The organism is Rhodococcus sp. 4CII, assembly GCF_014256275.1.
Lineage (GTDB): Bacteria > Actinomycetota > Actinomycetes > Mycobacteriales > Mycobacteriaceae > Rhodococcus_F > Rhodococcus_F wratislaviensis_A.
Window position 1 is genome coordinate 6,609,689 of the sequence record NZ_JACCFE010000002.1, and the last position, 18,141, is coordinate 6,627,829.

An 18,141-nucleotide genomic window follows, 5' to 3' on the forward strand; every position below is an offset into this window, starting at 1 on the left:
AGAATGTCCGCCATGCCACTCATTCAGATCAGTCAGACACCGGGGCTCACCGCGGAGCAGAAGCGCGCCACGATCGAGGCCGTCACGAAGGCCTACGCCGAGGCGACGGGTAAGGATCCCGCGGCGGTGTGGGTGACGATCACCGAGGTCCCGCGCGACAGCTGGGGTGTCGGCGGGACGCCGCTGGGATGAGCTGTCGGGACGCCGCTGGGGTGATTGCGGTCAGGCTCGGCCGGTTCCGGATGCGATGCTCTTGTCCAGTTGGGTGAGCATGGCGCCGGACAGTTCGGACAGCTGCCGCACCTGATCGGTGGACAGTCCGTCGAAGATCAGTGATCGGACGGATTCGACGTGCGGTGGTGCGGCCTCGACGACTTTGGCCATGCCTTCGTCGGTGAGGACGGCGTCGGAGCCGCGGCTGCCGCGGATGCTCTCGCGGCGCACCCAGCCGGCCTTTTCCATTTTGGTGACGACGTGGGACAGCCGGGAGAGTGACGCGTTGGCGCGCTGGGCGAGCAGGGACAGTTGGAGGCGCCGGTTCTCCTCGCCGGAGAGTGAGGCGAGGACGAAGTACTCGAAGTGGGTGAGTGCGGAGTCACGCTGCAGTTGTGTGTCGAGTGCGGCGGGGAGCCGGGTGACCAGTGCGATGAGGGTGAGCCAGGCCTCTTGCTGTTCGGCGTCGAGCCATCGGGTTTCGGTGGGCGCCGGTTTGCCCTCGTCGTAGCCACCCATCAGTGGTCTCCTCCATTCGTGCGTCGATCCACGCGTGCAGCGTGTCCAACATAGTTAGCACGTCGCGGGCCGGGTCGTGGCCGGGGAATAGTTGCAGCGGCCGCGTGTTGACTCCTATAGTAACTTGAAGGTTCAACATTGACGTGGTCGATGCCGGACCTCGATCCGAAGGAGTCGCGATGACCGCCACCATGCCCGCACTGTTCCTCAGCCATGGTGCGCCTCCGCTGGTGGACAGCGCACTCTGGGTGTCCCAGCTGGCCGAGTGGGCGGGCGAGCTGCCCAGGCCGACGGCCATCCTGATGGTGTCGGCGCACTGGGAATCGGCGCCGCTCACGATTGGTTCCACGACCACCGGCACGCCGCTCGTCTACGACTTCGGCGGATTCCCCGAACGCTTCTACCGTGCCACCTACGAATCGCCCGGTGCTCCGGCGCTCGCAGCGCAGGTCGCGGCCCTGATGCCGGACAGCGAGACGGTCGCGCGTCAGCCACACCGCGGCCTCGACCACGGCGCCTACGTGCCGTTGACGGTCATGTACCCGGACGCCGACATCCCGGTGCTCCAGATCTCGCTCCCCACACTCGACCCGCAGCGGCTGCTGCACCTCGGTGAGCGGCTGCGTCCTCTGCGCGAGCAGGGCGTGCTGATCGTCGGCTCCGGTTTCACGACACACGGACTGCCGTTCCTGCGCGACCCGTCGCCCGAGGCGACGGCCCCCGGCTGGTCGGCGGAGTTCGACGCCTGGACGCAGGAACGCCTCGCCGCGGGCGACGTGGATTCGCTGATCGACTTCCGCTCGCTCGCGCCGGGCATGCCGTACGCACACCCGACGATCGAGCATTTCGCTCCGCTGTTCGTCACGCTGGGCGCGTCGAGCGATCCCGAACAGATTCCCCGGCAGGTGATCGACGGTTTCTGGATGGGTTTGGCCAAGCGGTCGGTTCAGGTGGCCTGACGCGTTCGGAGGAAGGCCAGCGCCTGATCGCCGTGCGTGTTGGCGCGGAATTCGCTCGAGATGACCTCGAGCACCGTGCGGTCGGTGTCGATGACGAACGTGGACCGCTTGACCGGGGCAAGCTTGCCGAGCAGTCCCCGCCGGACACCGAACTTCTCCGCGATGGCGCCATCGGCATCCGACAGCAGCGGGTAGTCGAACGACTGCGCCTCGGCGAACGACGCCTGCTTCGCCACGGCGTCGGTGCTGATCCCGGCACGCGACGCGCCCAGGGCGGAGAACTCGACGCCGAGATCCCGGAAATGGCAGGCCTCGGCGGTGCAGACCGGCGTCGACGCCGCGGGGTAGAAGAACAGCACCAGCGGGCCGTCCTCGAGAAGGCTCGACAGCGACCGTGCGATGCCGTCCTGATCGGGCAGGGTGAATTCCGGTGCGAGCTGACCTGGCTTCATGAGTGCCGAGGCTACCCGCGCACGCAGCCACGACGAGTGCGCCTGGGATGATGGTCGGCATGCACGGCGAGCCCAACACGATTCCCGCACCCGAGTCCGCCGCCACCCCGGCCGACGGCGGGTCCGACTCGACCACCACGCGCGAGCAGTTCCACGCTCTCGCCGCCGAACACCGGGTGGTTCCGGTGACGCGCAAGGTGTTGGCTGACGCGGAAACTCCGCTGTCGGCGTACACCAAGCTCGCGGCGAACCGGCCCGGCACCTTCCTGCTCGAGTCGGCGGAGAACGGCCGGTCGTGGTCGCGATGGTCGTTCATCGGGGCGGGCAGTCCCGCCGCGCTCACGGTCGTCGACGGTGAGGCCGCCTGGTACGGCAACGTTCCCGCGGGTGTGCCGTCCGGCGGGGATCCGATCGCGGCCCTCGGCCGGACGCTGGAACTGCTCCGGACCGAGCGACTGCCCGACCTCCCGCCGCTGACCGGCGGCATGGTCGGCTTCCTCGGTTACGACGCGGTCCGGCGCATCGAGCGCATCGGTGAGCACGCCACCGACGACTTGCAGGTCCCCGAAATGGTCATGCTGCTCGCGACGGATCTCGCGGCGGTCGACCACCACGAGGGCGCCATCACCCTCATCGCCAACGCCGTCAACTGGGACGGCACGGACGAACGTGTCGACGAGGCCTACGACTCGGCGGTCGAGCGGCTGGACCGGATGACCCGGGCACTGTCGGCCCCGGCGTCGTCGACGGTGTCGACGTTCGCGAAGCCCGCCCCCGACTACCGGCGTCAGCGCACCACCGAAGGTTTCGGTGCGGATGTGCGCAAGCTCGTCGGGGACATCGAGGCGGGCGAGGCGTTCCAGGTGGTGCTGTCGCAGCGTTTCGAGATCGACTGCACCGCGGACCCGATCGACGTCTACCGGATGCTCCGCGCCTCCAACCCCAGCCCGTACATGTACCTCCTCAACGTGCCGGACGGCGGCGGCGAGACCGCGTTCTCGATCGTCGGGTCGAGCCCGGAGGCTCTGGTGACCGTGTCGGAAGGCGTGGCGACGACGCACCCGATCGCCGGCACCCGGTGGCGTGGGCACACCGAGGAGGAGGACATCCTGCTCGAGAAGGATCTGCTCGCCGACGAGAAGGAGAACGCCGAGCACCTGATGCTCGTGGACCTGGGTCGCAACGATCTGGGGCGGGTGTGCGAACCGGGCACGGTGAAGGTGCACGACTACCGCCACATCGAGCGGTACAGCCACGTGATGCACCTCGTCTCCACCGTCACCGGTCACCTGGCGGAGGGCAAGCAGGCACTCGACGCCGTCACTGCCTGCTTCCCGGCAGGAACCTTGTCCGGTGCGCCGAAGGTCCGGGCGATGCAGCTGATCGAGGAACTCGAGCCGACGCGCCGCGGAATCTACGGCGGCATCATCGGTTACCTCGACTTCGCCGGCGACGCCGACACGGCGATCGCGATCCGGACCGCGCTGATCAAGGACGGCGTCGGGTACGTCCAGGCCGGCGCCGGTGTCGTCGCCGACTCGAACCCCGAGTACGAGGACACCGAGGCGCGGAACAAGGCGATGGCGGTGCTCAGCGCGATCGCGGCGGCGCACACACTGAAGACCCTGGGAGGCGACACGCAGTGAGTGAGGCGTCGGAGACGGTTCGGGAACCCGCGCGGGCGGGAGGTCGCCGGTCGATGATCGCGGTCCTGCTGCTCGCGGTCGCCGCGGTGTGCCTGTGGGGTGCGTCCCGGATGACGTGGGTCGAGGTCACCTCCTCCGACGGGCTCGGCGAGGCACGCACCGCGGCGCTCGTCGGCGGCACGTGGGCTGCGGCGCTCACACCACTCGCACTGACCCTGGTCGCCGCGATCGCGGCGTCGTTCGCGGTCAAGGGCTGGGCGCTTCGGGTGCTCGGTGTGCTCGTCGCGGTGGTGGCCGTCGCGGCTGCCGTGCCCGCGGTGAGGTTGATCGTCTCCGGCGCCTCCGACGACGAGGCGGGACGGCTGGCCGAACTCCCGGGCCGCGCCGAGGTCCAATCGGTGTCGGTGCACGTCGGACCCGCCGTGCTCGTGCTGATCGGCGCGCTCGCGGCCCTCGTCGCCGCCGTGGAACTCGTCCGGCGTCCCCGGGTGCGGGCCGGGCTCTCCTCCAAGTACGACAGCCCGGGTGCCCGGCGCGATGCGGCGAAGACCGGCGGCGATTCGGTCGGCGAACCCGTCACCCAGCGCATGCTCTGGGACGCGCTCGACGCGGGGGAGGACCCGACGGTCGACGACAAGAAAGCCGAAGCTGTCGACCAAGTTGACGACGACGGCAGGGACCCGGGTACCCGAACGTAAACAGAATCAGAGTGCCATCTAGGCTGGCTTCACCCCTGATGATGTTCCTCACATCGGGTTTCTGCCCAGAAAGGACTCGGGCCACGATGACTGTTCTCGACTCGATTCTCGACGGGGTGCGCGCCGACGTCGCCGCCCGCGAAGCCGTCCTTGACTTCGCCGCAGTCAAGGCTGCCGCCGCTGCCGCACCGCCGGCCCTCGATGCCGCGGCCGCCCTGCTCGAGCCGGGCATCGGAGTCATCGCCGAGGTCAAGCGCGCGAGCCCCTCGAAGGGGGCGCTCGCCGACATCGCCGATCCCGCCGACCTGGCCGCCGCCTACCAGGCCGGTGGCGCCCGGGTGATCAGTGTGCTCACCGAAGAGCGACGGTTCCAGGGGTCTCTCGCGGACCTCGACGCCGTGCGCCGGGCGGTGAGCATTCCGATCCTCCGCAAGGACTTCATCGTCGGGCCGTACCAGATCCACGAGGCCCGCGCGCACGGCGCCGACGTCGTGCTGCTCATCGTCGCCGCTCTCGACCAGCACGCGCTGGCTTCGCTCATCGACCGCACGGAGTCGCTCGGGATGACCGCCCTCGTGGAGGTGCACACCGAGCAGGAAGCCAATCGGGCGCTCGAAGCGGGCGCCAAGGTCATCGGGGTCAACGCGCGCAACCTCAAGACGCTCGAGGTCGACAAGAACACGTTCGGCGAGATCGCTCCCGGGCTGCCCACGGAGATCATCAAGATCGCAGAGTCCGGGGTCCGCGGCACGGCCGACCTGCTGGCCTACGCCGGTGCCGGAGCCGATGCGGTCCTGGTCGGCGAAGGCCTCGTCACCAGCGGGGATCCGCGCAAGGCGGTGGCCGATCTGGTCAATGCCGGCGCGCACCCGTCCTGCCCCAAGCCGTCGCGCTGAGCCTGCGTCGGCGGAACTGACCCGGACGGCGGCGGCACCCGGCGTTGGGGCAGACTGGACCTTGTGACTTCACGTAATTCGGAAACCGTCTTCAAGGGTGGCAATCTGCCGACTGCCAGCGCCGGAATCGCCGAGCGCACGACGCACGACCCCGACGCCGGAGGTCATTTCGGCGTGTACGGCGGACGGCACGTGCCGGAGGCCCTGATGGCAGTGATCGAGGAGGTCACCGCCGAGTACGAGAAGGCACGCGCCGACGACGCGTTCCTGCACGAACTCGATCGTCTCCAGCGCGATTACACCGGCCGTCCGTCGCCGATCTTCGAGGCGACCCGCATGAGCGAATTCGCCGGCGGAGCGCGTCTCATCCTCAAGCGCGAAGACCTCAACCACACCGGGTCGCACAAGATCAACAACGTGCTCGGCCAGGTGCTGCTCGCCAAGCGCATGGGCAAGACCCGGATCATCGCCGAGACCGGCGCCGGACAGCACGGGGTGGCCACCGCCACCGCCTGTGCCCTTCTCGGTCTCGAATGCGTCATTTACATGGGTGCCGTCGACACGAAGCGGCAGGCGTTGAACGTCGCCCGCATGCGGCTGCTCGGCTCCTCGGTGGTGTCCGTCGAGTCGGGGTCGAAGACCCTCAAGGACGCCATCAACGAGGCGCTGCGCGACTGGGTCACCAATGCCGACAACACCTACTACTGCTTCGGTACGGCGGCGGGGCCGCACCCGTTCCCGACCATCGTCCGCGACTTCCAGCGGGTCGTGGGTCTGGAGACGCGCGCGCAGGTGCAGGCGCTGACCGGCCGGCTGCCCGACGCGGTGACGGCCTGCGTCGGCGGCGGTTCCAACGCCATCGGCATCTTCCACGCGTTCCTCGACGACCCGGCCGTCCGGCTGGTCGGCTACGAGGCCGCAGGTGACGGTGTCGAGACCGGGCGGCATGCCGCCACGTTCGCGGCAGGCACGCCGGGTGCGTTCCAGGGCGCGTACTCGTACCTGCTGCAGGACGAGGACGGGCAGACCATCGAGTCGCATTCGATCTCCGCGGGCCTCGACTACCCGGGTGTCGGGCCCGAGCACGCACTCCTCAAGGACATCGGCCGCGCCACCTACGAACCGGTCACCGACACCGAGGCGATGGACGCCCTGCGGTTGCTGTCCGAGCGCGAGGGCATCATTCCGGCCATCGAATCCGCCCACGCCGTCGCCGGCGCGCTGCGGCTGGGCCGCGAGCTGGGGGAGGGCGCGATCGTCGTCGTCAGCCTGTCCGGGCGCGGCGACAAGGACATGGACACGGCGGCCGAGTGGTTCGGATTGTTCGATCCCGACGACTCGACCGAGACCACCACGACTGACAAGGAAGGTTCGGCCAAGTGAGCGAACGACTCTCGCGCCTCGCCCCGACGTTCGCGCAGTGCCGCGAGGAGAAGCGTGCCGCGCTCGTCGGGTATCTCCCGGCCGGTTTCCCCACCGTCCGGGAATCGATCGACGTGTTCACGGCGATGGTCGAATCCGGTTGCGACATCGTCGAGGTCGGCATCGCCTACTCCGACCCGGTGATGGACGGTCCGACCATCCAGGCCGCGGCCGAGACGGCGCTCCAGAACGGTGTCCGGGTGCGCGACGTCTTCACCGTCGTCGAGGCCATCGCGGCGGCCGGCGGCAAGGCCGTGGTGATGACGTACTGGAACCCGGTTCTGCAGTACGGCGTCGACAAATTCTCCCGTGACCTGGCGAGTGCCGGTGGCCTCGGGCTGATCACGCCTAACCTCATCCCCGAGGAGGCCGGCGAGTGGATCGCCGCGTCGAAGGAACACGACCTCGACCGGATCTTCCTGGTGGCGCCGTCGTCGACCGAGGAGCGCCTCGCGTTGACCCTCGACGCCAGCAGCGGTTTCGTGTACGCCGCCTCCACGATGGGTGTCACCGGCGCGCGTGACGCGGTGTCGTCGATGGCCCCCGAGCTGACCGCCCGCATCCGCGCCCATTCGGACATTCCGGTGGGCGTCGGGCTGGGTGTGCGTTCCGGCGCCCAGGCCGCCGAGATCGCCGCGTACGCAGACGCCGTCATCGTCGGATCTGCGCTGGTCACCGCGGCGGAGAACGGTCTGGACGCGGTGCGCTCGCTCACGGAGGAACTCGCCGAGGGCGTTCGCTCGGCTACCGTGGCGTCGTGACTTCCACTGTGGACGTACTGGCCTACATTCCGAGTCCGCCCCAAGGTGTCTGGTATGTCGGACCGGTGGCCCTGCGCGCGTACGCGCTGTTCATCATCGTCGGGATCATAGTCGCGATCGTGTGGGGCGACCGCCGCTGGGTCGCTCGCGGTGGCGAGAAGGGCACCGTCCTCGACATCGCGATCTGGGCGGTGCCGTTCGGCCTGATCGGCGGCCGGCTGTATCACGTGATGACCGACTGGCCGACCTACTTCGCGGAGGGTGGCCACCCCGTCGACGCCCTGAAGGTGTGGCAGGGCGGCCTCGGTATCTGGGGCGCCGTGGCCCTCGGCGGTGTCGGCGCCTGGATCGGATGCCGTCGCCGCGGCATCCCGTTGCCGGCGCTCGGCGACGCGATCGCGCCTGCGATCCTGCTCGCGCAGGCCATCGGCCGGTTCGGAAACTACTTCAACCAGGAGTTGTACGGTCGCGAGACCGACGTCCCGTGGGGGCTCGAGATCTTCGAGCGCCGCAACGATGCTGGTCAGGTGTCGCCGCAGCTGATCGACGGCGTCTCCACCGGTCAGGTCGCGTTCGTGGTGCATCCGACGTTCCTGTACGAGGCGCTCTGGAACGTGCTGATCGTCCTCGTGCTCGTAGGGGTCGATCGCCGGTTCCGGATCGGCCACGGCCGGCTGTTCGCGCTGTACGTCGCCGGCTACTGTGCCGGACGCTTCTGGATCGAACTGATGCGCAGCGATCACGCCAGCCTCATCGCGGGCATCCGCGTGAATTCGTTCACCTCGGCCGTCGTGTTCGTCGCGGCCCTGGTGTACTTCTTCGCCGCCACGAAGGGCCGCGAGGATCCGGCGGACCTGCGACCCGCCGGCAGCGAACCGATCGAGAGCGAGACCGCGGAGACAGACCCCGAAGAGAAGGCGGCGGACGAGGGCACCGACGTGCCTGCGTCGAAGCCGGCATCGGAGGAGAAGGCCGCGAGCACTGCGAGTGCGGTCGGCGACGCGGGCACGAAATCCATCGACAGCAAGAAGGATGACGCGAATGACTGAACCGGGCAAAGCATCCGACGATTCCGGCGAGGGTGTACCCGAGGACACACCCAAGGTCGACTTGGGGAAGAGCAGCGACGGCACCGAGAACACCGAGTCGAACCTGCCGCCCGAGTTCGGTTCACCCTTCGATTACGACGCCACCGCCGAGGCCTCGCTGTCCCAGCCGCCGGCCACGTCCGATGCGACACCGTCGCCGGGTGCGTCGGGCACGGGGCCGGGATGGGACACCTACTCGGGGGTCGGGAACGGTCCGGGCTGGGGTTCGACGCCCACGTATCCGTCGCCGAGCGGGACCGAGCCGACGGCGCCGTTCCCGAACGTCGGCGACTCGACTTCGCCGACCGCCCCCTATCCGGGTTACGACAAGCCGCAGCAGCCGGACGGTCCCAGGTACGGCGCACCCGACCCGAACTACGGCGCGCAGTACGGGGCTGCACCTCAGGACTACCAGCAGCCGGGGTACCAGCAGCCGGGATACGGCCAGCAGCAGGGTTACCCCCAGCAGGGGTACCCGCCCCCGGGATACGCGCCCGGATACAACGCGTACGCCGATCCGTCGGCACCGTTCGGCCGGCATCCGCTGACGGGTGAGCCGTATTCCGACAAGTCCAAGCTGACCGCCGGGCTGCTGCAGATCTTTCTCGGCGCGTTCGGAGTCGGGCGCTTCTATCTCAACCAGCCCGGCATCGCCGTCGCGCAGATCGCCGTCACGTGGCTCACCTGCGGGATCGGCGGAATCTGGCCGTTGGTCGACGGCATCATGATGCTGACCGGCAGTGTGAAGGACAAGTACGGGCGCCCCCTCCGGGAGCAATGACGACCGAAGAGAAAGCTGTGGCCCGTGTTGCTGATGCGACACGGGCCCGGGTGCGTTCCGGGGCCCCGTTCGGCATATCTTGCCGGGTATCCGTCCTGGTAAGCTGAGCGCGCCGGAGATATGTCCGGCTACAACCTTCACGGGCCGATGCTGTCCCGGTAGACCCCCGAAAAGCAGTTAGCGCCCGTCGTGGCGACCCCGCTAGCGGAGGCCGCCGACAGCACGTGCGGAGCGCACACTGGTGGTCTTCCTGGCCGATGTGGAGGTATGTCGGTGCTGTTCTCTCAGTCGCCCGGACCCCAGGGCTTGTACGACCCGGAGCAGGAAGTCGATTCCTGCGGCGTCGCCATGGTGGCGGACGTGCACGGTCGTCGCTCGCATTCCATCGTGGCCGACGGACTCCTCGCCCTCGAGAACCTCGAGCATCGCGGGGCAGCGGGCTCGGAACCGAACAGCGGGGACGGCGCCGGCATCCTGCTCCAGCTCCCCACCGAGTTCTTCGAGGATGTCGCCCCGTTCGATCTCCCCGCCCCTCTCGACGACGGCAGCAGCACCTACGCCGCGGGAATCTGCTTCCTCCCGCGGGACCCCGGCGCGCGGGCGGTCGCGCGGCAGCGGGTGGCCGACCTCGCCGCCGACGAGGGACTCGAGGTCCTCGGCTGGCGTGTCGTTCCCGTCGATCCGGACGGCGCGGACGTCGGTTCCACCGCGCGGGCCTGCGAACCTCACATGACCCAGTTGTTCGTCGCCGGACCTGTGGTCGGCGGAATCCGACCGGGCGGGCTCGCGCTGGACCGCCTGGTCTACCCGCTCCGCAAACGGGCCGAGCAGGTCACTGCCGAGGTCGAGTCCGACGGCAGCGGCGTGTACTTCCCGTCCCTGTCGAGCCGCACCCTCGTCTACAAGGGCATGCTGACCACGTCGCAACTGGGGCGGTATTTCCCCGACCTGCGCGACCCGCGGATCGCGAGTGCGATCGCGATCGTGCACAGCCGGTTCTCGACCAACACGTTCCCGTCCTGGCCGCTCGCGCATCCCTTCCGATTCGTCGCGCACAACGGCGAGATCAACACGGTCCGCGGCAACCGGAACCGCATGCGCGCGCGGGAGGCGCTGCTGGCGAGTTCGGTGATCCCCGGCGATCTGCGCCGGCTGTATCCCATCTGCACGCCCGACGCGTCGGATTCGGCGTCGTTCGACGAGGTTCTCGAACTCCTGCACCTCGCCGGACGCAGTGTCGCGCACGCGGTGATGATGATGGTGCCGGAGGCGTGGGAGAACGACACGTCGATGTGCCCCGACCGGCGGGCGTTCTACCAGTTCCACGCGTCGCTGATGGAGGCGTGGGACGGGCCTGCGTGTGTGACGTTCACCGACGGGACCGTGGTCGGCGCGGTCCTGGACCGCAACGGTCTGCGCCCGGGACGCTGGTGGCAGACCGTCGACGGCCGGGTGGTCCTGGCCAGCGAGAGCGGTGTCCTCGACGTTCCCCAAGCGGAGGTCGTGGCGAAGGGCCGCCTGGAACCGGGACAGATGTTCCTCGTCGACACGTCCGAGGGACGGATCGTGCCCGACGAGGAGATCAAGATGCGGCTGGCGGCGGAGCGGCCGTACGCCGAATGGCTGTATGCCGGTCTGCTCGAGTTGAAGACGCTACCGGATCGTCCGCACGCGCAGCACAATCACGAGTCGGTGGTGCGGCGTCAGGTGGCATTCGGGTACACCGAGGAGGATCTGCGTATTCTGCTGGCGCCGATGGCCGCGTCCGGCGGGGAGCCGCTCGGCTCGATGGGGACGGACACCCCGATCGCCGTGATGTCGCAGCGGTCGCGGCTGCTCTACGACTATTTCGTCGAACTGTTCGCGCAGGTCACGAACCCGCCGCTCGACGCGATCCGCGAGGAGATCGTGACGTCGCTGTCGCGGGTCATGGGCCCGGAGCAGAATCTGCTCGAGCCGACCGCGGCGTCCTGCCGGCAGATCGTGCTGCCGTGGCCGGTGCTCGACAACGAAGAGCTGAACAAGATCATCCACGTCAATGCGGACGGCAACCATCCCGGGCTCGCCGCGGCGGTGCTGCGCGCGCTGTACGACGTGGAGCGCGGCGGTGCGGGGATGGCCGAGGCGATCGAGGAGTTGCGGGCGCAGGCGAGCGCCGCGATCGCGGACGGCTACCGGACGCTGGTGATCTCGGACCGCGACTCCGACCACACCCGCGCGCCGATCCCGTCGCTGCTGGCGGTGGCCGCGGTGCACCATCACCTGGTGCGCACGAAGGAACGCACGAAGGTGGCGTTGGTCGTCGAATCCGGTGACGCCCGCGAGGTCCACCACGTCGCGCTGCTCATCGGTTACGGGGCGGCGGCCGTCAACCCGTACCTCGCGATGGAGTCGATCGACGACCTCGTGTCCGAAGGCGAACTCACCGGAGTCGAGCACACGATCGCCGTGCGGAACTACCTCACCGCGCTCGGCAAGGGCGTGCTGAAGGTGATGTCGAAGATGGGCATCTCCACCGTCGGCTCGTACACCGCGGCGCAGGTGTTCGAGGCGATCGGCCTGGACCGCGACCTCGTCCACGAGTACTTCACGGGCACCGTCAGCAAACTCGGCGGCGCCGGTCTCGACGAGATCGCCCGGGAGGTCACGGCCAGGCACCGGCAGGCCTACCCCGACAATCCGGCGGAGTTCGCCCACCGGCGACTCGAGGACGGCGGCGAGTACCAGTTCCGCCGCGACGGCGAACTGCACCTGTTCACCCCCGAGACGGTGTTCCTGCTGCAGCACGCCACCCGCACCGGCAGGCACGAGGTGTTCGCGAAATACAGCGACGAGGTGAACCGCCTCGCGGAGGCCGGTGGAGCACTGCGCGGTCTGTTCACCTTCCGGGAGGGTGTGCGCCCGCCGGTGCCGCTGAACGAGGTGGAGCCGGTAGAGCGGATCGTCACCCGGTTCAACACCGGCGCGATGAGCTACGGCTCGATCTCGGCCGAGGCACACGAGACGATGGCCGTCGCGATGAACAACCTCGGCGGGCGGTCCAATACGGGTGAGGGCGGCGAGAACGTAGACCGCCTCTACGATCCGTCACGGCGCAGCGCCGTCAAGCAGGTCGCGAGTGGGCGGTTCGGGGTCACCAGCGACTACCTGATCAACGCCAGCGACATCCAGATCAAGATGGCGCAGGGCGCCAAGCCCGGCGAGGGCGGCCAGCTGCCGGCGTACAAGGTGTATCCGTGGGTAGCCGAGACCCGGCACTCGACGCCGGGAGTCGGGCTGATCTCGCCGCCGCCGCACCACGACATCTATTCGATCGAGGATCTCGCCCAGCTGATCCACGACCTGAAGAATGCCAACGATCGGGCGCGGGTCCATGTGAAGCTGGTCAGCTCGGTGGGCGTGGGAACGGTGGCCGCCGGGGTCAGCAAGGCGCACGCCGACGTGGTTCTCATCTCCGGCAACGACGGCGGCACCGGCGCCACGCCGCTGACGTCGATGAAGCATGCGGGGGCGCCGTGGGAGATCGGCCTGGCCGACGCCCAGCAGACGCTCGTGCTCAACGGTCTGCGCGACCGGATCACCGTGCAGTGCGACGGCGGGATGCGCACCGCGCGGGACGTCGTGATCGCGGCGCTGCTGGGGGCGGAGGAATTCGGGTTCTCGACCGCCCCGCTGATCGTGGCCGGGTGCATCATGATGCGGGTCTGCCACCTCGACACCTGCCCGGTGGGCGTCGCCACCCAGAACCCGGAACTGCGTAAGCGTTACACCGGCAAACCGGAATTCGTGGAGGAGTTCTTCCGGTTCGTCGCCGAGGACGTGCGGCAGTACCTGGCCGACCTCGGGTTCCGCAGCATCGACGAGGCCGTCGGACACGCGGACGTCCTCGAGACCGCACAGGGGATCGCGCACTGGAAGAATCGCGGACTCGATCTCGGTCCCGTGTTCGCCGTCCCCACCGGGCCGGACGGGGCGCCGCTGTCGCAGCGGCGACGCGACCGCGACCAGGATCATGGACTGGATCGGGCACTGGACCGCACCCTCATCCAGTTGGCGGAGGGCGCGCTCGAGGACGCGCACGCCGTCGAAATCGAGATGCCGGTCCGCAACGTCAACCGGACCGTCGGCACGCTGCTCGGCGCGGAGGTCACCCGGCGTTACGGCGCCGCCGGGCTGCCGGACGACACGATCCGGCTCACGTTCACCGGGTCGGCTGGGCAGTCGCTGGGCGCGTTCCTGCCCCCGGGCATCACCATCGACCTGACCGGCGACGCCAACGACTACGTCGGCAAGGGATTGTCGGGTGGGCGGATCGTCGTCCGCCCCGCCGACGATGTCCTGTTCGTGCCGGAAACGCAGGTGATCGCCGGCAACACGCTGCTCTACGGTGCCACGTCGGGGGAGTTGTACCTCCGGGGGCGGGTCGGCGAACGCTTCTCGGTGCGGAATTCGGGTGCGTCGGCGGTCGTGGAGGGGGTCGGCGACCACGCCTGCGAGTACATGACGGGCGGACGGGTGGTGATCCTCGGACCCACCGGGCGGAACCTCGCGGCCGGCATGTCCGGCGGCATCGCGTACGTCCTCGACTTGGACCCGGCCGACGTCAACCCGGCCATGGTCACGCTCCTGCAACCCGACCCGGACGACCTCGACTGGTTGCGCGGCGCGGTCACCCGGCACCACCGGTGGACGGGGTCCGCGGTGGCCGCGTCGGTGCTGGCCGACTGGCCGCGTCGGTCCGCGCTGTTCACCAAGGTGATGCCGGTCGACTACCAGCGGGTGCTGGACGCGACCCGGATGGCCAAGGCCGAGGGACTCGACGTCGACACCGCGATCATGGAGGCGGCACGTGGCTGATCCACAGGGCTTTCTGCACATCGTGAAGAAGGAGGCGCGCAAGCGCCCGGTCGCGGAGCGGGTGCACGACTGGGACGAGGTGTACGCGCCGCAGAGTCCGGCGGAGCGGGCGGCGGAGGTGTCCGAGCAGGCCGCCCGGTGCATGGATTGCGGAATCCCGTTCTGCCACTCCGGAAGTGCGGGCTGCCCGCTGGGCAACCTGATCCCGGAGTGGAACGACCTCGTGCGCCGCGGCCGCTGGGCGGCGGCGAGTGAGCGGCTGCACGCCACCAACAACTTCCCGGAGTTCACGGGGCGGGTGTGCCCGGCGCCGTGCGAGTCGGCATGTGTGCTGGCGCTCGCCGACACGCACACGACGGGCAGCGTGACGATCAAGCGGATCGAGCAGGCCATCGCCGATGTGGCGTGGGAATCGGGCACGGTGGTGCCGAAGCCGCCGATGATCGCGACGGGCCGCACGGTCGCGGTGGTCGGATCGGGCCCGGCCGGTCTCGCGGCGGCCCAGCAACTGACCCGCGCCGGACACGACGTCACCGTCTACGAGCGCGACGACCGGCTCGGGGGACTGCTGCGGTACGGCATCCCGGAATTCAAGATGGAGAAGGCGATCCTCGATCAGCGTCTCATGCAGATGCGCGCCGAGGGCACCCACTTCGTGACCGACTGCGAGGTCGGTGTCGACCTCACGGTGGAGCAGATGCATGAGAAGTTCGACGCCGTCGTGCTCGCGATCGGTGCCCTGCGCGCCCGCGACAACACGTCCGTCGAGGGCCGCGAGCTGAACGGGATCCACCTCGCGATGGAACATCTCGTGACCTCGAACAAGGAATGTGAGGGGGACGGGCCCGCCTCGATCACGGCCAAGGGCAAGCACGTCGTCATCATCGGCGGCGGCGACACCGGGGCCGACTGCCTCGGAACGGCGCACCGCCAGGGCGCGCTGTCGGTGACCCAGCTGGACTACAACCCGGAGTTGCCGACGGAACGGGACGAGTCCGCGACGCCGTGGCCGGCATGGCCGATGGTGCTGCGCACGTCGCCGGCGCACGCCGAGGGCGGTGTCCGCCGGTACCAGGTGGCGGTGCAGCGATTCCTCGGCGACGAGAACGGGAACGTCCGATCCATGGTGCTCGCCGAGGTCCGGGTCACCCGCGAGGACGGCAAGCGCACCATCACCCCGGTCGGCGAGGAAATCGAATTGCCGTGCGATCTGGCGCTTTTCGCGATCGGGTTCGAGGGCGTGGATCTCGGGCCGCTGCTCGACGACTACGGGTTGTCGCCCACCCGGCGCGGCGCGCTGTCCTGCGGGCCCGACTGGCAGACCACCGCACCCGGGGTCTTCGTCTGCGGGGACGCGCATCGCGGGGCGTCGCTCATCGTGTGGGCGATCGCGGAGGGCCGGTCCGCGGCGCACGCCGTCGACGTGTACCTGACGGGGGCGTCGGACCTGCCGTCGCCGGTGCATCCGACGGCGCTCCCGCTGGCAGTCGTCTAAATGGAGAAGGGCGCGCCGGGCGACTAGGCTCGAGGCCGTGAACCGACGCACGAAGATCGTATGCACACTTGGACCTGCTACCGCCACCGGTGACCGTATTCGCGAACTCGTCGAAAGCGGTATGGACGTGGCCCGGCTGAATTTCAGCCACGGAGATCATTCCGACCACGAGGAGAACTACAAGCGCGTCCGCGCTGCCTCGGATGCGACGGGCAAGGCCGTCGGTGTCCTCGCGGACCTGCAGGGCCCGAAGATCCGGCTCGGCCGGTTCGCCGAGGACCGCACCACGTGGGCCAACGGGGAAGTCGTGCGGATCACCGTCGACGACGTCGAGGGCACCCACGACCGGGTCTCGACCACCTACAAGCAGCTCGCCGAGGATGCGAAGCCGGGTGATCGGCTGCTCGTCGACGACGGCAAGGTCGGTCTCGTCGTCACCGGTGTCGAGGACAACGACGTGGTGTGCCGGGTCACCGAGGGTGGTCCGGTGTCCAACAACAAGGGTGTGTCGCTGCCGGGGATGAACGTGTCGGTCCCGGCGCTGTCGGAGAAGGACATCGCGGACCTCGAGTTCGCTCTCGGTCTCGGCGTCGACTTCATCGCGTTGTCGTTCGTGCGGTCCCCGGCGGATGTGGAACTGGTGCACGCCGTGATGGATCGGGTCGGCCGCCGGATCCCGGTGATCGCGAAGCTCGAGAAGCCGGAGGCGATCGACAACCTCGAGGCGATCGTGCTGGCGTTCGACGCGGTGATGGTCGCCCGCGGCGACCTCGGTGTCGAGTTGCCGCTCGAGCAGGTGCCGCTGGTGCAGAAGCGGGCCATTCAGATCGCGCGGGAGAACGCGAAGCCGGTGATCGTGGCCACGCAGATGCTGGAGTCGATGATCGAGAATTCGCGGCCCACGCGGGCGGAGGCGTCCGATGTGGCCAACGCCGTCCTCGACGGTGCCGATGCGGTGATGCTGTCCGGTGAGACGTCGGTCGGCAAGTATGTGATGGAGACGGTGCGCACGATGGCGCGGATCGTCGAGGCGGTCGAGCACGAGTCGACGCAGGTGCCACCGCTGACGCACGTGCCGCGGACCAAGCGCGGGGTCATCTCCTATGCGGCCCGTGACATCGGCGAACGCCTGGATGCGAAGGCGTTGGTGGCGTTCACGCAGTCCGGGGACACGGTGCGCCGGTTGGCGCGGTTGCACACGCCGTTGCCGTTGCTGGCGTTCACGCCGTTGCCGGAGGTGCGCAGCCAGTTGTCGCTGACGTGGGGCACGGAGACGTTCATCGTCGATCCGGTCGACAGCACCGACGCGATGGTGCGGCAGGTCGACCATGCCCTGTTGGGGCTGGGCCGGTACCAGAAGGGTGAGTTGGTGGTCATCGTCGCCGGATCTCCGCCGGGCACCGTAGGCTCGACCAACCTGATCCACGTCCACAGAATCGGCGAAGAGGACCACTAGGTGAGCGAAGCCGCGGCGAAGTCCGATCTCCAGACCCTGCTCGAACTTCTCGATCTCGAGAAGACCGGCGAGGACACGTACAGAGGTCGGCATCCCGCGCAGGTGGGTAGCCGGACATTCGGCGGCCAGTTGATTTCCCAGGCACTGGTCGCCGCCGGCCGCACCGTCAGCGGCGACCGCGCCGTGCACGCGGTCAACGCCCACTTCATCCGAGGCGGCAACGTCAAGGAACCCATCGAGTACCGCGTCGAACGGCACCGTGACGGCCGGGCCTTCGCGAACCGGCAGGTCACCGCGTTGCAGGACGGCCAAGAACTGTTCGTCATGCTGGCGGCGTTCCAGGACTGGGGCAAGGGACTCGAGCACGCGGTCGAGGTGCCCGACGTCCCGTTCCCGGACACGCTGCCGCCGCTGGGCGACCACTTCATGGGGTACGAGGACCGACTGAAGATGTTCGTGGACGCGCTCAAGCCGATCGACATGCGCTACGCGAACGACCCGTCGTGGATCCTCAAAGGCACGGGGGAGAAGCTCACCCACAACCGGGTCTGGATGAAGTCGGACGGAGACCTCCCCGACGATCCGCTGATCCACGTGGCCGTCATGGGGTACTCGTCGGACACCACGGTTCTCGATTCGATCATCACCACCCACGGATTGTCGTGGGGGCTCGACCGGATCGTCGCTGCCACCGTCAACCATTCCATCTGGTTCCACCGGCCGTTCCGGTTCGACGACTGGACGCTCTACGCCACCGAATCGCCGGTCGCGGCCGGGTCCCGCGGCCTCGCGACGGGCAGGTTCTTCTCCCTCGAAGGCGAGCTCCTGGCCACCGTGGTCCAGGAGGGCCTGATCCGGCACTTCCCGCCGCGGACGTAGCGACCCCGCCATTCCTTTG

At 68.9% G+C, this 18,141-nt stretch carries 15 protein-coding genes; 13 read left to right on the forward strand and 2 right to left on the reverse strand.

Features of this window, described 5'->3' with window-relative positions; translation table 11 throughout:
- Nucleotides 1-3 precede the first annotated feature (3 nt).
- Entirely contained in the window at nt 4-192 is a 189-nt protein-coding gene (locus H0B43_RS31460) for a 2-hydroxymuconate tautomerase family protein (protein ID WP_073361860.1), read from the forward strand.
- A 30-nt stretch (nt 193-222) separates the two neighbouring features.
- On the opposite strand, the gene H0B43_RS31465 is transcribed toward H0B43_RS31460, so the two are convergent.
- The gene (locus tag H0B43_RS31465; RefSeq protein WP_185724361.1) at nt 223-732 is read right to left on the reverse strand and encodes a MarR family winged helix-turn-helix transcriptional regulator; all 510 of its coding nucleotides are present in this window, start codon (nt 730-732) and stop codon (nt 223-225) included.
- A 179-nt stretch (nt 733-911) separates the two neighbouring features.
- Between H0B43_RS31465 and H0B43_RS31470 the strand changes: the two genes are divergently transcribed.
- Nucleotides 912-1,691 carry a dioxygenase gene (locus tag H0B43_RS31470; protein WP_185724360.1) on the forward strand — a complete coding sequence of 260 codons (780 nt, stop codon included), beginning with the start codon at nt 912-914 and terminating at the stop codon, nt 1,689-1,691.
- Here the strand turns inward: H0B43_RS31470 and H0B43_RS31475 are convergent.
- Nucleotides 1,679-2,143, reverse strand: a complete 465-nt coding sequence (locus H0B43_RS31475) for a peroxiredoxin (RefSeq protein WP_185724359.1) — start codon at nt 2,141-2,143, stop codon at nt 1,679-1,681. The two genes, H0B43_RS31470 and H0B43_RS31475, sit on opposite strands and share 13 nt — an antisense overlap.
- A 59-nt stretch (nt 2,144-2,202) precedes the next feature.
- Between H0B43_RS31475 and H0B43_RS31480 the strand changes: the two genes are divergently transcribed.
- The 11 genes from H0B43_RS31480 (at nt 2,203) to H0B43_RS31530 (ending at nt 18,122) form a co-directional block, all read left to right on the forward strand.
- Nucleotides 2,203-3,789: an anthranilate synthase component I gene (locus H0B43_RS31480; RefSeq protein ID WP_185724358.1), complete on the forward strand. Its 1,587-nt coding sequence runs from the start codon at nt 2,203-2,205 to the stop codon at nt 3,787-3,789.
- A complete protein-coding gene (locus H0B43_RS31485; protein WP_185724357.1) occupies nt 3,786-4,487 on the forward strand; it encodes a TIGR02234 family membrane protein in 702 nt (233 codons plus the stop codon). The genes H0B43_RS31480 and H0B43_RS31485 overlap by 4 nt, the downstream gene beginning before the upstream one ends.
- 86 nt (nt 4,488-4,573) lie before the next feature.
- Nucleotides 4,574-5,383 (forward strand): indole-3-glycerol phosphate synthase TrpC, encoded by an 810-nt coding sequence (gene trpC / locus H0B43_RS31490; protein ID WP_185724356.1) that lies wholly within the window; start codon nt 4,574-4,576, stop codon nt 5,381-5,383.
- Nucleotides 5,384-5,446: 63 nt separating this feature from the next.
- Entirely contained in the window at nt 5,447-6,766 is a 1,320-nt protein-coding gene (trpB, locus tag H0B43_RS31495) for a tryptophan synthase subunit beta (RefSeq protein ID WP_185724355.1), read from the forward strand.
- Entirely contained in the window at nt 6,763-7,566 is an 804-nt protein-coding gene (trpA, locus tag H0B43_RS31500; RefSeq protein WP_185724354.1) for a tryptophan synthase subunit alpha, read from the forward strand. Before trpB ends, trpA begins: the two co-directional genes overlap by 4 nt.
- On the forward strand, nt 7,563-8,615 hold the full coding sequence (gene lgt, locus H0B43_RS31505; protein ID WP_185724353.1) for a prolipoprotein diacylglyceryl transferase: 1,053 nt from the start codon (nt 7,563-7,565) through the stop codon (nt 8,613-8,615). The genes trpA and lgt overlap by 4 nt, the downstream gene beginning before the upstream one ends.
- Nucleotides 8,608-9,435 carry a TM2 domain-containing protein gene (locus H0B43_RS31510; protein WP_185724352.1) on the forward strand — a complete coding sequence of 276 codons (828 nt, stop codon included), beginning with the start codon at nt 8,608-8,610 and terminating at the stop codon, nt 9,433-9,435. The genes lgt and H0B43_RS31510 overlap by 8 nt, the downstream gene beginning before the upstream one ends.
- Before the next feature lie 273 nt (nt 9,436-9,708).
- Nucleotides 9,709-14,292 (forward strand): glutamate synthase large subunit, encoded by a 4,584-nt coding sequence (gene gltB / locus H0B43_RS31515; RefSeq protein WP_185724351.1) that lies wholly within the window; start codon nt 9,709-9,711, stop codon nt 14,290-14,292.
- Nucleotides 14,285-15,787, forward strand: coding sequence for a glutamate synthase subunit beta (locus H0B43_RS31520; RefSeq protein WP_185724350.1), 1,503 nt, complete (start codon nt 14,285-14,287; stop codon nt 15,785-15,787). Before gltB ends, H0B43_RS31520 begins: the two co-directional genes overlap by 8 nt.
- Before the next feature lie 37 nt (nt 15,788-15,824).
- Entirely contained in the window at nt 15,825-17,243 is a 1,419-nt protein-coding gene (gene pyk, locus H0B43_RS31525) for a pyruvate kinase (protein WP_185724349.1), read from the forward strand.
- Nucleotides 17,244-18,122 (forward strand): acyl-CoA thioesterase II, encoded by an 879-nt coding sequence (locus H0B43_RS31530; RefSeq protein ID WP_185724348.1) that lies wholly within the window; start codon nt 17,244-17,246, stop codon nt 18,120-18,122. It abuts the gene before it with no gap.
- Nucleotides 18,123-18,141: the final 19 nt, after the last annotated feature.

Bases quoted from the DNA above. Each gene is read 5' to 3' on its own strand.
- H0B43_RS31460 (WP_073361860.1), top strand. From the start codon at position 4: ATGTCCGCCATGCCACTCATTCAGATCAGTCAGACACCGGGGCTCACC.
- H0B43_RS31465 (WP_185724361.1), bottom strand. From the start codon at position 732: ATGGGTGGCTACGACGAGGGCAAACCGGCGCCCACCGAAACCCGATGG.
- H0B43_RS31470 (WP_185724360.1), top strand. From the start codon at position 912: ATGACCGCCACCATGCCCGCACTGTTCCTCAGCCATGGTGCGCCTCCG.
- H0B43_RS31475 (WP_185724359.1), bottom strand. From the start codon at position 2,143: ATGAAGCCAGGTCAGCTCGCACCGGAATTCACCCTGCCCGATCAGGAC.
- H0B43_RS31480 (WP_185724358.1), top strand. From the start codon at position 2,203: ATGCACGGCGAGCCCAACACGATTCCCGCACCCGAGTCCGCCGCCACC.
- trpC (WP_185724356.1), top strand. From the start codon at position 4,574: ATGACTGTTCTCGACTCGATTCTCGACGGGGTGCGCGCCGACGTCGCC.
- H0B43_RS31510 (WP_185724352.1), top strand. From the start codon at position 8,608: ATGACTGAACCGGGCAAAGCATCCGACGATTCCGGCGAGGGTGTACCC.